Below are 16,895 nucleotides of genomic sequence, written 5' to 3' on the forward strand. Positions count from 1 at the left end.
TCCCCTATGCAAAATGGTGCCGCCCTCTTACAGGGCCGGCACCATTTTTGTTGTTCAGATCTGTCAGGCCGGGAATGTAACCCCTGTCATAGCCTCACATGCCGCGCAGCTCGTCATAAGGCAGATGCCGGCCAGATCGGTCAGGATGCTGCCGGGATGCACTGAGAAGGCCCGGACACCATGTGCTTGCCCGCGTTTGTCCAGTTCAAGGGCGAACAGCACATTGGCGGTCTTCGACTGGCCGTAGGCTGTCCATTTCTCATAGGCGCGGCGCTCAAAGTTCACGTCTGCGACGGCAATGCGGTGGCCGCCGGTCCAAGTCAAGCGTTCGGGAAACGGGGAATTTGCCCTCCGGGATGTATCGTTTGCGGGGCTAGAAAGGATACACTTTTCGTAAAATCAGGCTCTAATTCAGGTGCAATTTGTAAACCGCCATAATTACTCTAATAACACAATCAAGAATCCATTTTCCTGACGGGTAACGCTTACTTTATCTTCAAACTCTCATTATCGCCCGATATCTCACTAATACGATATTTTTCAAAAATTCATTATCGGCGGCATTTCCGTCTAACGCATTAATATTTCCGAAGTTCCCTCACCGCTGCCTCCCAAAAATAAAAAACGGCGATTGAGCGAGATAAACGGATGATAATCGGCCACATATATGGTTTTAGTCTCCAATATTCCTTGCGAAGCAGCAATTTATTGCAAATCCGGCGCAGAAGCACTCTTTTCCATTTTTACAAAGACAATCCTGAAAGGGTATGATTCGTGTTGAAAGTTACCAACGAAACTATGAATGCACGCTGAATTTCCGCCAAGCGGAAAACGGGGGAACCATCAGGCCGCAGGCCTACTTGGGGTGAATCCGAAGGAGACTTCAATTGCGCAGTCTCAAAAGGTAGGGCGACTCTCACCGTCCGAATCCGACAGCTAACCCCGTAAGCGTAAAGAGAGAGATCTTGATCCGCCACGATTTTGCCCCAGGCTTCTTACGCCTGTAACAAAACCGCAGCAGAGGTCCTCCTCTGTCTGCGGTTTTTTGCGCACTTATTCCGGCGGATCAGCATTTCGGCAAACCAATCAACTACATAATCAAACTACAAATCGCCCACATTCAGGAAGGAACGTGTCCACATGCCAGACCCATTATCGTCCAATGCAGTTCCCGCTGCCGGATTCACCAGCTATATTGAGCAATATAGCGGAACCATCTATGCGCTAAGCTGTCTCCTGCTGGAGAAAGGCGCCCGCGCCGATCAAGCCGCAATTGCCACATTCGCGGCACTCTCTGAGCCGTGGCTCAAGGGCAGCATCCAAGCAGATGCTTACTCCCTTGCCGCCTACAGGGAATGCATCCGGCAATGCTCGCTGGTTGCTCAAGACCGCGGCCGCTGCTCTTCTGCCCTGCTCACCTGGGAGGATCAGATCGCCAGCGCCTTATGGTACGGCATCCAGCTGCCGCTGCCCGAGATCAGCCTCATCCTGCAGCGAAGCGTTCCTGAGCTGAAAGCGCAGCTCAGAGGGATTCGCGAACAGATGGCTGCTGTGCGGCCAGCTGTCCCGCGCCCATCGGCGGGATAGGGCAAGCTGCTGGGGCCTGCACCAATAGAATCAACCATGCTGCTGCGATCCATGCGGACTGTAGATCCGTTATTTCGTCCGGTCAGGCCATTCAGCGATCCATGCGGACTCAGAGGACCTTAACTAACCAGTTTCGCCTCATTTTGAGCTCCATCGAACAATATAAGCGCTCCTGAGTCCGCAACGAGCAAAAAAGCAGGCTTTTTCACAAAATAAGGTCCTCTCAGTCCGCGTAGCAAGCGCTGCATAGAGTAAATCCGCTGACGTCGTTCATATTAATAAAAGCCGCAGCATCCGCCACGGCTCTCCATTTGCTATGCTATGCTATCCGTTCCAGTGCCAGAAATCAGCGCTTACCTTTGCCGCCCTTGGCGAACCGCCAAAAAGCCATGCAGCATCCGAGCAGCCCGACGCCCAGCAAGATGGTCTGCAGTGCCCCCAGCCAGGTTGATTTGTCCGACGGGATCAGGCTGCTGATAATGATCAGCAGGATGGAGACCACGACCAGCACGGGGGTTTGTCTACTTTTTTTCACAAAAAATCACCACTCCTAATTACTAATATTACTAAGGTACACTATCTGCGGGGTTTTAACCAGTTTGGGGTGGTTTGTACTCACTCTATAGAACAGCATTATTCATAAGCCCGTTTCATCAATACCGGTCATCCACCTTCCATACCCCATCCATTTTAATCATTGAATAGACAGCGGTATCATCACTCCCGTTATCCCAGGACCTGTACACTACCACTTCGTATTCATCAGCGTTTATTTTATTCATTTCATTAATTTCGTAATCTGTTATATTTGCCGTCTCCTTGCTGATTTCAGCATACAGAGCCTTCATTTCATCTATCGTCTTACTTTCTGAGGTATCTCCGGAACACCACATGTACACTTTCGCGATGAAATCATCCGATGCATACTCACTCCATTTATAGATATCATTGAAATCATCCAGGTAGCTAACTACCACACTGTTCAGCTCCGGATCATCACTTAGCTTCTGCTGCTTAATCGTTCTAAATCCATCTAACATAATATCCGTCCGCTTCACAAAAGTCTATCTGTTTAAATACGAGGATTAACAATAACATTGCAAATCAGTTTTATCGTAGATATAATGTGTCTGTAATAACTATTTAGTGTGATTAAAGGAGATCGGGCTATGACGGAGTTTTGGGAAGCAAGCTTCATAGAAAAACAAACGATGTGGGGATTTGAACCTTCTGACTCGGCCATCCTAACCAAGGATTTTTTCCACGAAAAGAATGTTAAAGACATCCTGATTCCCGGTATTGGATATGGCAGAAATGCTAAGGTTTTTATGGATAATGGGATAGATGTTACAGGTATTGAGATTTCACAAACAGCGATTAATCTGGCTAGGCAGCGCGGGCTGGATATGAATGTTTACCACGGCTCGGTAACGGATATGCCTTTTGACAATAAGCTCTATGACGGTATATTCTGCTATGCCCTGATTCACTTATTGGATCAGCGTGAGCGGGAGAAGTTCATTCAGGCTTGTTATAATCAGCTGAAGCCGGGTGGATATATGGTCTTTACAACGGTATCCAAAAAAGCTCCAATGTACGGTAAGGGCGTCCAACTGGATACAGACTATTTCGAGATCATGGACCGAGTGAACATGTTTTTTTATGATGCTGACTCCATTCAACAAGACTTTGCCAACTATGGCCTGGTCGAGATATCAGAAATAGATGAGCCCGGTAAGAGTATGAAAAACAAACCTTCCATAAACTTCTTAATTGTAAAATGTAAAAAGGTAGGATAGCGCTCACCAAGACTGTCTGCATAAGTAGAAAAAGCCCACCCGCCTCCACCGGCGAATGGGCTTTGATCTATATTTACTGGCTGCGCTTCTGATATCTGCCAAAGGCTATGATGGTCACCACCATACCCACAATGCCTATACCCGTGAGCATCCCTTGCGTGAAATCTATCAGGTTGCTTCCGTTAGAATCTAGCATTCGGCCCGCTGTTAGTGAAAGAAAAGAAGCTGCAAACAGTAATCCGGTGTTTTGCTGATGCTTTTTATCCATAACTTCCACTCCTTAGATCTTATAAGCCTTCATCGCTTTTCTAATCTCCTTAATACTAGGACGCTTGCCGTACATCAGGACGCCGGTGCGGTAGATCTTGGCGGCGAGCCAGCCGAAGACGAAGGTCGTTGCCAGCAGGATTGCCAGCGAGACTATGATCTCCCAGAAGGCCACATGCCCCACGCCGATCCGCAGCAGCAAGCTGAGTGAAGAGGTGAATGGAACGAAGCTCGCTACCTTAACCAGCAGGGTATCCGGGTTCGAGATGCTGAACAGCGGCAGGTAGAAGCTGACGAAGCCCACCATCATCACAGGCATAACTGCCTGCCCCAGATCCTCTGTCCGGCTGACAATCGAACCGACAGCTGCATACATCAGAGCGTACAGGAAGTAACCCAGGATATACAGGATAAATCCATACACCAGAATGCTGGCATTCAGCTGTCCCAGATCTAGGTTGAAATCAGATAGGATGCCGGAATTGTGCGGAAGCATCAGGTTGACAGCGATACTGGCGGATATAATGGCGATCTGCAGCAGGCCGACGAGGAAGATCCCGATGACCTTGCCGAACATCTGTGTTAATGGTGATGCGCTGGTGATCAGAATCTCCATGATACGCGAGCTTTTCTCCGAGGTAATCTCAGCGGCGATCATGTTGCCTGTCATCATCACGGACATGAAGAACAGCATCAGCAGGACATAGACAACGACATAGTTAATGACCGGCTTGGCATCTCCTTCTTCTGATGCAGATGCTGCTGCATCGGCGTTCAGCTGTTCTGTGCCAATCGAGACCGGAGCAAATATCGCAGCTACCTGGCTCTCCGTCAGCTTATCGCCGACAATAAGTCCGGTATTCACCTGCTGCAAAGCAGTTTGAAGATAACTCTGCACTTTGTCGCTGATATCCCCGTCTTTGCTGTGATACGTAACCGGCGGTACCCCTTCACTGCCCTCTGAAGCAAAGGAGAGATAACCCTCAATCTTCTCGTCTTCCAGCCCTTGCTTCAGCGCAGCATCATCTGCGGAGGTATAAGCTGTGAATTCGACTTGAGCATCTGTTTCAGCCGGTGGTGTATACGCCAGAAGCAGTTCGGCAGGCCGGAAGCCCTGCTCTGCAACCACTCCGATTTGCGTAGCTTCCTTGGCACCGTCTTCTCCCTTAAACACCTTGATCAGATAAGGAATATTCATCCCGATACTCAGCAGGAGCACCAGAATTAATGTTGTAATCATGAAGGATTTCGTTCTTACCTTGTTCTTGAATGTGAAGTTGATAATGCTCCCCATCTTATTCATTAGATTCACCCACCGCCCTGATAAAGATTTGGTTTAGCGTCGGTTCCTTAATCTCGAAATGCTCTACCTCGCCTTGAGCCATGGCCAGCTGCAGAATGCGCTGTGCTGCGCCAATCTCGCTGATGGACAGCAGATATCCGCGTTCCTGGCGCTCCACTGCAGTGACTCCGGCAATCTCCGCAAGCCCGTTCACTTCCCCGGCTGTACGCAGTACGACTGCTTCCCGCGGATAACCCTTCTTGATCTCACGGATGTCTCCCTGAACTACGGTGTTTGAGCGGTCGAGAATCGTAATATTGCGGCATAACTCCTCCACATGCTCCATCCGGTGGGTTGAGAAAAGAATACTCGTGCCCTGATCCCGCATCTCTCTGACTGTATCCTTCAGCAGCTCCACATTCACCGGATCGAGGCCGCTGAAGGCTTCATCCAGAATCAGAATCTTCGGCTTATGGACGACGGCAGCGACGAAGCCCATCTTCTGCTGATTGCCCTTGGACAATTCTTCAATCTTCTTATTGTAGTATTCCGGAACGTCGAACCGGTCCAGCCAGTAACGCAGGCTCTTATCCGCCTCACTTGCCGGCATGCCGCGAAGCCGGGCCAGATAGATAATCTGATCGCTTACTTTGACCTTCGGGTATAGCCCCCGCTCCTCTGGAAGATAACCCATCAGATGCTGAAGCTCCGTGCTATACGGCTTGCCGTTATAAAGAATCCGGCCTTCATCTGGATAGATCAGACCTAGCACCATGCGCATAGTCGTCGTTTTGCCGGCGCCGTTTGCACCCAGCAGACCGTAAATTTCGCCTTGTTCTACCTTCAGACTGATTCCGTTGACTGCTGTCTTATCGCCGTACTGCTTCACTACCTGTTCCAAATGCAAAGCTTCCATTCCTTATTCCCCTCTCTTCTGGTCAATCAGAACCGGACGATGTCCCCGGCTCCATAAGCTTAGGATTTCATCAAGCTCCAGGCTGCGGCTCTTGATAACCTTTACGCCCAAATCATGAATGCGTTTCTCATATTGATAGATTTGCTGGGTCAAAAATGAAGCCACTCCCGGCGTTTCCAGCTTAAGCTCCAGCGCCTGCGGCAGCTCTGCTGCCAGTTCCTCCAGCGCCTGTCCGCCCTCTGCCTGAACCCATATTTCACTCCAGGAGCCGAACAAGCTGTCCTTCTCGGCCATTCCCAGCAGCTGCCCCTGATGCATCAGGACAATGTAATCCGCTAGCCGCCGCACCTCTTCCACAATGTGGGTCGAGATCACGATGGTGGCCTCATGCTCATCCATGTACCGCTGCAGAGTCTCAATCATAATCTTCCAGGCAAAAGGGTCAAGGCCGGAAGACGGCTCATCCAGCAGCAGCAGCCGGGGCTTCGCAGCCAGGGCCGCGGCAATCTCGAATTTGCGGCGTTCGCCCTTGGACATCTTGCCCAGCCTGGCATTCTCCGGCAACTCCAGCTTCAGGATCAGCTCCTCGTAATAACCTTGGTCCCAGGAAGGATACCAGCGGCGGCGGAAATCGGCAGCCTCGCCGGCTGTCCAGAGATTCTCTTCATTCTGCGAGATCTCCGGTACATAAGCGATAGTCTGGCGGAGCTGCAGCGGCAGCCCGTCACGGTAGGCTTCCTCAAACCAGCGGATCTCGCCTTCCTCTGGAAAAGTCAGTTGCAGCAGCATGTGCAGCAGCGTGCTTTTGCCGGAGCCGTTCTGGCCCACCAGCGCAGTAATGTAACCCTGCGGCAGATTAACATTAAGCGGCCCTACCGTCTTGCCCCTCCGCTTCTTGCACACATTCCGTAGTTCTATGGCTTGCTGTACCATGAGATCCCCGTCCTTCATTTCTGTTTCCCGTATTTGTCCTGCACAATTTCCTTGAACAGCTGTGTCAGCTCATCTTCACTGCAATGTACGGACAGCCCCACATCCACTGCACTCTCCAGCGCTTTGCGGATGGCATCCTGCTTATAGCCTGCCATGGTTCCGTCTCCTACATGGGAGACGAAGGTGCCCGTTCCCTGTCTTGTGCGCAGCAGCCCTTCATTCTCCAGATCCTGATAGACCCGCCGGACGGTGATCACACTGCACTTCAGGTCACCCGCAAACTCACGGATGGAAGGAAGCAGAGTGCCCTCCGTGATCGTGCCAGAGATAATCAGCGATTTCAGCTGGGTTTCGATCTGATGGTACAGCGGCTCTGCGCTGTTCTCATTAATTTGTATGGGTATCCACATCATACGCACCTGCCTTCCACGCTCCGGCATGCCGGACTAAAACTTTACCCCGTTTCATACGAGATCACGGCTCTTCAGCCGGTGAATCGTCCACCGGGAGAACAGCTGTACCGATACAATGCCGAGCAGCAGCGAACCCCACATCAGCGGAGACAACAGCCCCCACTCCTTCGAGACAGCCACACTTGCAAGCAGCAGATTCCCTCCGGCCAGATAGACCAGTCCTGCAATACCTATGGCCAGGAATATGACGATGATCATAATCAGGAAATATGCTTTGCCGCTGACCGAGAACTCGATAAAAATGTATATTCCGGCAATGACCAGACCGCATCCAATCCAGGTAAGGGCAAATGCGAGATACGCGGAGACCGGCAGCTCGCTGCGTATATTGGCGCCGATTGTATAGATTAAACCAAAGTACAGTGTGCTGTTCAGGATAAAGGCAAACAGCGTATTCAGTTTTCTTTTGCAGAGAATGACCTCAGCAGGTACCGGCAGGGACCGCATATACGCCAGCATTCGGGTATAGGTATCATCCGCCAAATATTTCATGTTTCTCCGGGAGAAGGTAATTCCCAGCATAGAAATAATGGTGACCAGCAAAACATCGCTCAGCAGCTTCCCCTCGCCCCGGTCCATCGCATCATTCAATACCATTCCGGCCAGTGCGGCCATATACCCCATGAATACGACGGCGAACAGCAGCGCCCACAGCAGCTTCAGCCTGTCACCGCGGAAATCGCTGCGCACGATGAACCATGCATTCTTTAATGTTGTCATAACCGTTAACCTCGCTTTGTGATGTCATCATCGGCAGGCGGCAGCAGATTCACACGGTTCAGTGTGCTTCTCTCTGCGCTTACTGTATATATCTATATACACAGTATATGACCTGTATTTTCCAGTGTCAAGGGTTTTCAACCAACGTAATTGGGCGCATTATTATAAAGTCCGGAAACACGCCTTCACGGTTCACTGTGCTATTATGGAATAATATGGGCCCGCTGCGGCACATGCACCTGCTTCCAGCCGGGTCAGTAAGAACTCAGCATGATTAACGGACTACCTGGAAATATCGGGCAAGGCATGGTGTGGAATTCAAATCCGATAGGGGAATTGGAGGTGCGTATAGTTGGATCTGCATAGATTGAATGATCCGTGGTTTACCGTAGAGTCTATAGATGAGACCACCTTCGCCATCAGCGAATACGGGCATTGGGAGCAGGTTCATTCCTTCCTGCTGATCGGGGAAGACCGGGCGGCGCTGATTGATACGGGGCTAGGCATCGGCAATATCCGCAGTATAACCGGCCAGCTGACGAATCTCCCGGTTGATGTGCTTACCACTCATGTGCATACCGACCATATCGGCAGCCATGGGCAATTCGAACGAATCTATGTGCATGAAGCTGACCGGGACTGGCTGGTCCACGGCATTCAGGGCTTGTCTCTGGAGCAGATCCGGCGGGATATCGGCAGGGACATTACGCGCAAGGTTCCGGAGGGCTTCGATCCGGCAGCCTATACTCCTTATCAGGGGGAACCGGCGGGGCTGCTCAGCGATGGAGATCTGTTTGATCTGGGCGGAGGCCGGATAATAACCGTGTATCATACTCCCGGGCACTCACCGGGCCATTTATGCTTCGGGGACGACAGCCGGGGATTCCTGTTCACCGGTGATCTGCTCTATGACACAACGCCGGTCTATGCGTTCTATCCTTCGACAAGTCCCGCCGGCCTGGTGCGTTCATTGGCCCGGATTGCACAAATTGACGGCGTCCGCAAAGTATACGGCTCGCATAATACACTGGGGCTCGATCCGGAGATTCTCCGGGAAGCCGGGCGGGCTGCCCAGTATCTGCAGGAACAGGAGCTGGATCATTTTGGAACGGGGATACATAGGTTTAAGGGGTTCAGCGTGCAGTTCTGAGCCACCGCTCCCCACTACTGCACCACAAACAAAAAGCCCATACACCCGCCCCGCATAAGCGGAACAGCAGATGTACAGGCTTGTCTTCAATTACAGCTAACCGCCCATAATGACTTTCCAGACCGGCAGCGTGTGTCCGCCCGGATAGAAGATGTACAGCAGCACATAAACGGCCACTCCCGTAATAGCGGTGATAAACCAGATGACAGCCGTCACTCTTCCCCACTTGCGGTGTTTGGCATACTTGGCCTTGAAGCCCAGCGTCAGCGTAGTGATACCGAATACAGCAGCTACGGTTGCCAGCACAATGTGGAAGATCAGGAAGACATGGTACAGCGTCGACAGATCATCCGGTCCGCCCCAGGTCGTATTCCCCACGAATATCGTTCTTGACGAGTACACCAGGAAAAAGAGAATCGCCGCCACAGCAGCTGCAATCATTGTTTTCTTGTGCGCTTCGCGTTTGCCCTGAATGATTTGTCTCCAGCCGATAGCCACCAGCACCGCGCTAATGACGATGAACGATGTACTGATCGTTGGAAACAATGTGAAAATATCCATGATTATCCCCCTCGGCACTTACCAGCTCTTATAGTTCAGACCCTCCTCCGCAAGTTCAGAGGCAGGCGCGGACAACTCCGTGTCCTCTTGTCCGTTCTCTTTTTTATACCAATGATAGAACACATAAGCAAGCATCGAGGCAAAAATAAATTCCTGAATGAACTTCATCACGATGCCGCCGACCTGCTGATCTACCTTGGGGGACAGAGATCCGAAGAAGCCGGGACCGCCAAAAGCCTGCAGCAAAGCAGCCGGACTCTGCGGTACACAGTAGCCCATGGCCATCGCCCAGGTATTGGGGTCACTATACGTAGCATACAGGGGAGAACCGGCAAAAATAATCAGCCCGCAGGCCGGTGTCAGCAGGACCATGTTCAGAAAGATGAATCCTACCTGACCGAGGCCGCCCAGCGCCCGGTATTCCGGCAGGGGATTGATCAGATTCCACCACATGAGCCCTGAAGTCAGGAATAATACGGCGTAATACAGGCGGTGAACCGCGAAATGCAGCATGACATAATCATGAATCGCCGGGATATGGTAGAGCGAGAATAATCCGTTGAAGAGCAGTGCGGCAACGATGGGCTTAGCCAGAAAAGCAAGGCCGCGCAGCGGATTCACCCGGAGCAGCGCACGCCAGCACCAGTCAGGAATCCCCAGCATAATCAGCGGGACTGCAACAAGATAAGACAAGGCCATACTGACCATATGGAACGAAAAAAGGATATGCCCCAGCAGACTGACAGGCCCCCCCTGCGCCAGATAGAGGGCCAGCATTCCGCATAAGAACAGCCCCCTCCGCCAGAAGGGGACTGCAGTACTGCCCTCAAACCGGGAGGCCAGCGGACCGATCAGCACAAAATATCCGGCAGTCAGCAGGAGCATCAGGGCCAGAAACAGCGGACTCCACAGTTCAGTAAAGCTGAAGTATTGTAATCCCGGCATCATGGCAAGCCCTCCTCCCGTACAGTATTAATCCCACCATACCCAGTAGAGCGACATTATAATGCAAGTACCCGCGATAAAAAATCCGCCCAGCATGAAGATAATCGGCATCATATGCCCTTTGTCCTTCAGATGCATCCAGAAGCCCATCTGCAGAATCACCTGCAGCACAGCCATCACCAGCAGCAGAATAACGGCAAAGGTGGCATTCACCCCTCCGGCGGCCACTGCGGCAAAGGCGATCAGCGTCAGGACAATGGAGAAGACAAAGACTACAATATGCCGCTGCGGTCCTTCCGGGCGGTGCCGGTGCTTCACCGGAGAGTCCGGAGAATGCTGCTTCGTCGCCATGGCTTCATCCCACCTTTCCGAGGAGGTATACTACCGTGAAGATAAAGACCCACACCACATCAATGAAATGCCAGTACATCGCCGACACATAAATCTTAGGTGCGGTTACCACCGTCAGCCCCTTATGCATTAACTGGCCGATCAGTACTGATATCCACAGAATACCGAAGGCCACATGGGCACCGTGAAAGCCGACCAGGGTATAAAAAGCCGAGCTGAATGCACTGGTGGTCATTCCGAATTCCTCATGCCTGATGTATACGCTGAATTCGTAAATCTCCAGAACCAGGAAGCAAAGTCCGAGCAGTACCGTGACCAGCAGCCAGTTCCGCAGCATGGTGACGCGGCCCCGGTGCATCGCCTGGATCGCGAAGACACTGGTCAGACTGCTGACCAGCAGAAGAAAGGTTGCCGCCGCGACCAGCGGAAGATGAAACAGCTCATTCGCAGACGGGCCTTCATTGGTCTGATTGCGCAGCGCCAGGAAGGTTGCGAAGAGGGTGCCGAAGAGCACCGCTTCCCCACCAAGGAACAGCCAGAAGGCCAGCACCTTGTTGCGTCCTTCGAGTGTTGCTTTTTCCGGTTCATGCGGGAGAGTCCCATTCGCTGCTTCAGCATGTGCTGTAGTCATATCCGCTCACCTTCCTTCCAGCTCTTCGGGTTCAATATGCCAGCCCGGATCGTCGAACAGCGACCGCATCAGCATGGAACCGAAGGTAATAAGCAGTCCCAGTGCCGTAACGATATAGTTATTGAACAGAAAGCTCATTATACTGCTGCTGAACTCATCACGGCTGAACATGAAGCCCAGTCCCGCTATGAAAATACCGACCGACATCAGGAACGGCAGAATCGTTGCCGAAGGCATATGAATCGAGCCCACCGGTTCGGACGGGGTCATCGCCTTGTGTCCGGCCATTTTTTCCTTCCAGAAGGCATCCAGGCCCCGCACCAGCGGCGTCTGCTTGAAGTTATATTCCGGCGGCGGTGAAGGAATCGTCCATTCAAGTGTCCGCCCGTCTTCCCACGGATCATCGGCTGCATCAGCCGGCCGTCTCGAGGTCAGGAAGATATTCGTGAGGAAGATCAGCATGCCGACCCCCATCAGCATCGCACCAATAGTACTGATCAGGTTAAGCAGATCAAACTGCTGATTCGGCAAATAGGTGAATACACGGCGCTGCATGCCCATCAGTCCCAGGAAATGCTGCACGAAGAACGTCAGATGGAAGCCGATAATGAACGTCCAGAAGGTCCACTTGCCTAACGTCTCGCTAAGCATCCGCCCGAACATCTTCGGCCACCAGTAGTGCAGTCCGGCAAACAGCCCGAGCACCAGACCGCCGACAATAACATAGTGGAAATGCGCCACTACGAAGTAAGTATCGTGGAACTGGAAGTCCGCAGGCGCAGAGGCCAGCATGACACCCGTTACCCCGCCCATGGTGAAGGTTGGGATGAAGCCGGCTGCGAACAGATTAGGGGTGGTGAAGCGTACCTGTCCGCCCCACATGGTGAACAGCCAGTTGAAGATCTTGATCCCGGTCGGAACGGCGATCAGCATGGTGGAGACTGAGAACAACGCATTCGCTACCGGACCGAGGCCGGTGGTGAACATATGATGCGCCCAGACCATGAAGCCCAGGAAGGCGATCAGAATCGTCGCGAACACCATGGAGCTGTACCCGAACAGCCGCTTGCGCGAGAAGGTCGGAATAACCTCAGAGATGACGCCGAAGGCCGGAAGAATCAGAATGTATACTTCGGGATGGCCGAAGATCCAGAAGATATGCTGCCACAGCACCGGATTGCCGCCTCCGGCCACATTGAAGAAGTTGGCTTCCAGTATCCGGTCGAAAGTAAGCAGGACAAGGCCTACAGTAATAGCAGGGAAAGCGAATAGAATAATGGCTGAAGTAATAAAAGTGGTCCAGGCGAACATCGGCATCCGCATGAAGGACATCCCCGGTGCGCGCATCGTGATGATGGTGGCCAGGAAGTTAATGCCGCCAATAAGTGTGCCGAGACCGGCAATCTGCAGCCCGATGGTATAAAAGTCCACCCCGTGCGTGGGGCTGTAGCCCGTGCTGGAGAGCGGGGTATATGCGGTCCAGCCCGCATCAGGCGCACCGCCCATTACCCAGCTGAGGTTGAGCAGAATACCGCCGAACAGGAAGGTCCAGAATCCGAGCGCATTGAGAAAAGGAAAGGCTACGTCACGCGCACCGATCTGCAGCGGTATGACTGCATTCATCAGTGCGAAGATGACAGGCATGACGCCAAGAAAGATCATCGTCGTGCCATGCATGGTAATCAGTTCGTTGAAGGTCTGGGCATCCAGAAAGGTATTCATCGGCTTGATCAGCTGAATACGGATCAGAATCGCTTCCAATCCGCCGATGCCGAAGAAGATGCCCCCAGCCCACAGGTAGAGAATTGCGATCTTCTTATGATCGACGGTGGTGATCCAGTCCATTAGCCCGGTATGCCGCTTAACGCTGTGGCCATGCTTCAAGGGCTGGGAGGGATGCAAGGATTGCGCTGCTTCGGCCAAGGTACGTACCCCCTTTTTCAAATATGCTGCTTCCGCTTCGGGCTATAGGCTATCCGGCTTCAGTCCAGCGTGTAACCGGCCAGAAACTCGGCAATTCCATCGATCTCTTCATCGCTTAAGCCCAGATCCTTGGGATCCGGCATCTTGTTGCCCGGCTTCACGCTCTGGGGATCATGCAGCCACGTCTTCAGATTCTCTTCTACCGGTGCCCCGTCCACGCGCGTGTCGTCATTAAGCAGAATGCCGGCCACCGATTCGCGGGAGCCGATTCCCGTCAGATTGGGGGCCTGGGAAAGATCCTGCATACTTCCAGTCGCATGACAGGTCAGGCACTGGGATTTGAAGGTCTCCGCAAGCGCCGGATCATCCGGCAACACGGAATCAGGAGCCTTCATCGAAGCTAACCACTCCTCAAAGGCCGTACTACTGACTGATTTCACCTTAAACTCCATGAAGCCGTGGGAAGGCCCGCACAGCTCCGCACATTTACCGCGGTAAACGCCTTCATTCGGCGCACTGAAGCTGAAGCGGTTGACCGTTCCGTCGGGGTTGGTGTCCATTTTGCCGGAGAGCGAAGGTACCCAGAAGGAGTGCAGGACATCCTTGGTGCTTAGCTCAAAAGCGATATCCTTGCCGGCGGGAATCACCAGATCCTGTGCTGTTGTCACCCCGTAATCCGTATATTCAAACTCCCACCAGTATTGATGGCCGGTCACTTTGACCTTAATGGCATCCTTATCATCCGAATGATCATTACCGGCAGCGAACACCGCCTTCACTGTAGGAACCGCCAGCACAACTACGAGAATAAGCGGGATGACCGTCCACAGCACTTCGAGCTTGAAGCTGCCTTCCACCTGCTTGGGAATCTCGTTCTGATCCGGTTTCCGGCGGAAACGGATCCATACATAAGCCGCAATGGAGAAGACGACCAAAAGCACCACGATCATGATTGAGATCGACAGCTTCATTAGTGCAAACGAGCTTTCCGCTGCGGGTCCCTGCGGTCTGAGTACCGACAAGTCTTCCCGCCCGCATCCGGCAAGAATGAGTCCAAGCGCTGCGGTCATGGGAAGAAGCCGCTTTCCAGCCTGCCACGTTTTCATCATTGATCTACCCCGCTTTTCCCGAATTCGTAGATTAGAGTATTTTCCTGTCAATTATAACAATCACTATTAATATAAGTTCGCCCCACTGTTTTGTCAATCGTTCACAACAATTTCACAAAATCATTTTTAAAAAGAAAAAAGCTTGTCCTTACTGATTTTAAAAGCGCTTTCAAAATAAGCTGAAAACTGTTAAACTACTTTTAAAGCGTATTCATATGTATTTGTGTCTATTAATTCATTTGACTAATTATAGGTACCTGTATCCGGTAAACCGGGCATACAAAAAAAACCGATTCCAGCGGCAGCAGGCTGCCCGGGCACGGTTTATGAGAATCCTCATGGATGTTATAGCGCAAAATGTTGTCATCAAAAAGCAGAAGCAGAACAATTCTATCTGTTGTTTAAGAAACGGACGAATTCATTCTTACCAGTTCATGCTCAACAACCATGGTCAGCTCTTCTTCATAGCCTCCCGTGATCCGATATTTCCGGACGTACTCCTTCACAAATTTCTTGGGATCTTTGGGCCGGAAAATGCGTGTCATTTCCCGTAGACTTTCCTTGACTTCGTTATGACCTTTACTTGCCATGATCAGTTCCCTCCCAAAACATTGAAAATGAATGCTCCGTTGTAGAGAATGCATGATGAAAAGTCCGCCGTAACCTTGAAATGCAAGTTAAGAAACCATTACACATACGTGGCTTGCATTATCCGCCTTGACCATCCTTCCGGTATTCCGGAAATCCGCCTTGCCGGTGAAGCAGGTTCGTCGTGATTTGGGCTGAGAGTAAGGATGTCTCAGAGTAAAGACACCTTGACACTTTAGTTACCCGAAGAGCCACTTACTGAATCACTCCTTTCGGGCCTTATCGTTATATTGTATCATATTCCAGTCCAAGTTCCACCTTTCCTTGTAAAATATGCGAATGGAAATTTTTTATACTTCTTTAGCTTCCACGCTAAGTAAGATCCTCATTTTCCGCTACAACCGCTACTCCTAACCTGACCTCAGCCGCGCGTCCGGCTTCTCTGGCTAAAATATATAGTATGTCTGCCGCCAGCAGCGGGAACCTGATATTAGTCTACCCAATGCTGCAGAAAATATTGGACATATCCCCTGTGCAGTTCATACTTTAACGTGATTCTTCATAGGCTTGAAGGGAAGAAGGTTGATTATCCGTGCCTTTCTTCTCCAAACCAAGGAGAGTGAGCCCTTTGTCCCCTTTCAGATCTTCCACCGGATTGCCCGATAATATTGCCGCCGCCTTGTGTTACTTCTTCCCGTTCATTGGTGCCATTGTGTTCCTCGCGCTGGAGAAGCGCAGCCGGTTCGTCCTGTTCCACTCGCTGCAATCCCTGATTGCCTTCGGAGCGCTGATGGTAGCCCATGTACTGAGCGGCTTCATCCCTTTTCTCGGTCCTGTCGTGGCCGCCCTTCTCTCCCTGCTGGGCTTCGCCGTATGGCTGCTGATGATCTACCACGCACTGGGCGGAAGATGGTATAGGCTGCCCTGGGCAGGAGCAATCGCCGAGAGTCAGCTGCGGCAGCTGTAACCGGCAAAAAAGATTCCCTTTTGCCTGTCCTCTCCGTACAATGGAATCAGGACATACAGGAATCATTACAGGCTGGGGGAACATCCATGTATTTATTGATCATAAATTCCCGCTCGGGCGGCGGAGCGGGGCTGCGGACTTGGCATACCGTTGAAGCCATGCTCAAGGCGCGCGCCATTCCGCATGAAGCGCTGTTCACGCAAAGCGCAGACAGCGCGGAGAATCAGGTGCTGCACGCCCTTGCCCGCCGCGAGGACTGGCGCGCCGCCATCGTTATCGGCGGCGACGGCACGATCCACAGCGTGCTGGGCGCACTGCGGCGCAGAGGGGTGCCGCTCGGCGTAATCCCCGCCGGCTCCGGCAACGACACCGCGCGGGGCTTCGGTATCCCGCTTACTCCGGAGGCGGCGCTGGATAACGCGCTGCAGGACCGCTGCCTCGAAGCTGATCTGCTCTCGGGCGCGGACGGGCTCACCCTGACCGCCGTAGCCAGCGGCTTCGATGCCCAGGTGGCCGTCAATGTGAACAACAGCCGCTACAAACGGCTGTGCAATGCCATCGGTGCCGGCCGCCTGGCTTATATCATCGGCATTCTGCATACGCTGATTACCTTCAAGTCCTGCCGGGTCAGCGTGACCTGCGACGGCAGGTTGCAGACCTTCGACCGGGCGTGGCTGGTCTCGGTCTGCAACC

The 16,895-nt window shown here is 52.2% G+C and carries 21 protein-coding genes and 1 riboswitch; of the genes, 5 read left to right on the top strand and 16 right to left on the bottom strand.

Annotated elements, in window-relative coordinates; translation table 11 throughout:
- Window positions 1-63 precede the first annotated feature (63 nt).
- Window positions 64-285: a hypothetical protein gene (locus tag QW71_RS40085; protein WP_200905980.1), complete on the bottom strand. Its 222-nt coding sequence runs from the start codon at window positions 283-285 to the stop codon at window positions 64-66.
- Between the two features lie 512 nt (window positions 286-797).
- Window positions 798-967, top strand: a riboswitch (cyclic di-AMP (ydaO/yuaA leader).
- A 173-nt stretch (window positions 968-1,140) separates the two neighbouring features.
- Here QW71_RS40085 and QW71_RS27150 point away from each other — a divergent pair.
- The gene (locus QW71_RS27150) at window positions 1,141-1,587 is read left to right on the top strand and encodes a hypothetical protein (protein WP_039306681.1); all 447 of its coding nucleotides are present in this window, start codon (window positions 1,141-1,143) and stop codon (window positions 1,585-1,587) included.
- A 346-nt stretch (window positions 1,588-1,933) separates the two neighbouring features.
- Here the strand turns inward: QW71_RS27150 and QW71_RS27155 are convergent, their stop codons facing one another.
- Together QW71_RS27155 and QW71_RS27160 are read right to left on the bottom strand one after the other, a co-directional pair.
- Entirely contained in the window at window positions 1,934-2,122 is a 189-nt protein-coding gene (locus QW71_RS27155; protein ID WP_039306684.1) for a hypothetical protein, read from the bottom strand.
- 118 nt (window positions 2,123-2,240) lie between these two features.
- A complete protein-coding gene (locus QW71_RS27160) occupies window positions 2,241-2,627 on the bottom strand; it encodes a DUF4878 domain-containing protein (protein WP_047014004.1) in 387 nt (128 codons plus the stop codon).
- A 129-nt stretch (window positions 2,628-2,756) separates the two neighbouring features.
- On the opposite strand from QW71_RS27160, the gene QW71_RS27165 reads away from it, so the two are divergent.
- Window positions 2,757-3,386 carry a bifunctional 2-polyprenyl-6-hydroxyphenol methylase/3-demethylubiquinol 3-O-methyltransferase UbiG gene (locus QW71_RS27165; RefSeq protein ID WP_039306690.1) on the top strand — a complete coding sequence of 210 codons (630 nt, stop codon included), beginning with the start codon at window positions 2,757-2,759 and terminating at the stop codon, window positions 3,384-3,386.
- A 73-nt stretch (window positions 3,387-3,459) separates the two neighbouring features.
- Here the strand turns inward: QW71_RS27165 and QW71_RS27170 are convergent, their stop codons facing one another.
- From QW71_RS27170 to QW71_RS27195, 6 genes are read right to left on the bottom strand one after another with little or no spacing between them, the layout of a single operon-like run.
- Entirely contained in the window at window positions 3,460-3,654 is a 195-nt protein-coding gene (locus QW71_RS27170) for a hypothetical protein (RefSeq protein WP_039306693.1), read from the bottom strand.
- Between the two features lie 12 nt (window positions 3,655-3,666).
- Entirely contained in the window at window positions 3,667-4,956 is a 1,290-nt protein-coding gene (locus QW71_RS27175; protein WP_039306696.1) for an ABC transporter permease, read from the bottom strand.
- Window positions 4,949-5,851 (bottom strand): ABC transporter ATP-binding protein, encoded by a 903-nt coding sequence (locus QW71_RS27180; RefSeq protein WP_039306699.1) that lies wholly within the window; start codon window positions 5,849-5,851, stop codon window positions 4,949-4,951. The genes QW71_RS27175 and QW71_RS27180 overlap by 8 nt, the downstream gene beginning before the upstream one ends.
- 3 nt (window positions 5,852-5,854) lie before the next feature.
- Complete coding sequence (locus tag QW71_RS27185; protein ID WP_039306741.1) at window positions 5,855-6,784, bottom strand: ATP-binding cassette domain-containing protein; 930 nt, start codon at window positions 6,782-6,784, stop codon at window positions 5,855-5,857.
- A gap of 14 nt (window positions 6,785-6,798) precedes the next feature.
- On the bottom strand, window positions 6,799-7,194 hold the full coding sequence (locus QW71_RS27190) for a GntR family transcriptional regulator (protein ID WP_039306744.1): 396 nt from the start codon (window positions 7,192-7,194) through the stop codon (window positions 6,799-6,801).
- A gap of 54 nt (window positions 7,195-7,248) precedes the next feature.
- A complete protein-coding gene (locus QW71_RS27195; protein ID WP_039306700.1) occupies window positions 7,249-7,977 on the bottom strand; it encodes a hypothetical protein in 729 nt (242 codons plus the stop codon).
- A 352-nt stretch (window positions 7,978-8,329) separates the two neighbouring features.
- Here QW71_RS27195 and QW71_RS27200 point away from each other — a divergent pair, with 352 nt between their 5' ends.
- A complete protein-coding gene (locus tag QW71_RS27200; protein ID WP_039306703.1) occupies window positions 8,330-9,127 on the top strand; it encodes an MBL fold metallo-hydrolase in 798 nt (265 codons plus the stop codon).
- A 96-nt stretch (window positions 9,128-9,223) separates the two neighbouring features.
- Here the strand turns inward: QW71_RS27200 and QW71_RS27205 are convergent, their stop codons facing one another.
- The 7 genes from QW71_RS27205 to QW71_RS27235 form a co-directional block, all read right to left on the bottom strand.
- Window positions 9,224-9,688 carry a DUF420 domain-containing protein gene (locus QW71_RS27205; protein WP_039306705.1) on the bottom strand — a complete coding sequence of 155 codons (465 nt, stop codon included), beginning with the start codon at window positions 9,686-9,688 and terminating at the stop codon, window positions 9,224-9,226.
- An 18-nt stretch (window positions 9,689-9,706) separates the two neighbouring features.
- Window positions 9,707-10,633 carry a cytochrome c oxidase assembly factor CtaG gene (gene ctaG, locus QW71_RS27210; protein WP_039306747.1) on the bottom strand — a complete coding sequence of 309 codons (927 nt, stop codon included), beginning with the start codon at window positions 10,631-10,633 and terminating at the stop codon, window positions 9,707-9,709.
- A gap of 27 nt (window positions 10,634-10,660) precedes the next feature.
- Window positions 10,661-10,984: a cytochrome C oxidase subunit IV family protein gene (locus QW71_RS27215; RefSeq protein ID WP_039306707.1), complete on the bottom strand. Its 324-nt coding sequence runs from the start codon at window positions 10,982-10,984 to the stop codon at window positions 10,661-10,663.
- 4 nt (window positions 10,985-10,988) lie between these two features.
- A complete protein-coding gene (locus QW71_RS27220) occupies window positions 10,989-11,615 on the bottom strand; it encodes a cytochrome (ubi)quinol oxidase subunit III (protein WP_039306709.1) in 627 nt (208 codons plus the stop codon).
- 6 nt (window positions 11,616-11,621) lie between these two features.
- Complete coding sequence (gene ctaD / locus QW71_RS27225) at window positions 11,622-13,460, bottom strand: cytochrome c oxidase subunit I (protein WP_047014007.1); 1,839 nt, start codon at window positions 13,458-13,460, stop codon at window positions 11,622-11,624.
- A 137-nt stretch (window positions 13,461-13,597) separates the two neighbouring features.
- On the bottom strand, window positions 13,598-14,647 hold the full coding sequence (gene coxB / locus QW71_RS27230) for a cytochrome c oxidase subunit II (protein WP_039306711.1): 1,050 nt from the start codon (window positions 14,645-14,647) through the stop codon (window positions 13,598-13,600).
- A 401-nt stretch (window positions 14,648-15,048) separates the two neighbouring features.
- Complete coding sequence (locus QW71_RS27235) at window positions 15,049-15,237, bottom strand: hypothetical protein (RefSeq protein ID WP_019913840.1); 189 nt, start codon at window positions 15,235-15,237, stop codon at window positions 15,049-15,051.
- 626 nt (window positions 15,238-15,863) lie between these two features.
- Between QW71_RS27235 and QW71_RS27240 the strand changes: the two genes are divergently transcribed.
- Together QW71_RS27240 and QW71_RS27245 are read left to right on the top strand one after the other, a co-directional pair.
- Entirely contained in the window at window positions 15,864-16,202 is a 339-nt protein-coding gene (locus QW71_RS27240) for a DUF4870 domain-containing protein (RefSeq protein ID WP_039306720.1), read from the top strand.
- Between the two features lie 86 nt (window positions 16,203-16,288).
- Window positions 16,289-16,895 (top strand): diacylglycerol kinase family protein (locus tag QW71_RS27245; protein ID WP_039306722.1); only part of this gene is annotated, 607 nt, incomplete at its 3' end.

It is taken from the genome of Paenibacillus sp. IHB B 3415 (assembly GCF_000802655.2).
GTDB classification, from domain to species: domain Bacteria; phylum Bacillota; class Bacilli; order Paenibacillales; family Paenibacillaceae; genus Paenibacillus_AQ; species Paenibacillus_AQ phytohabitans.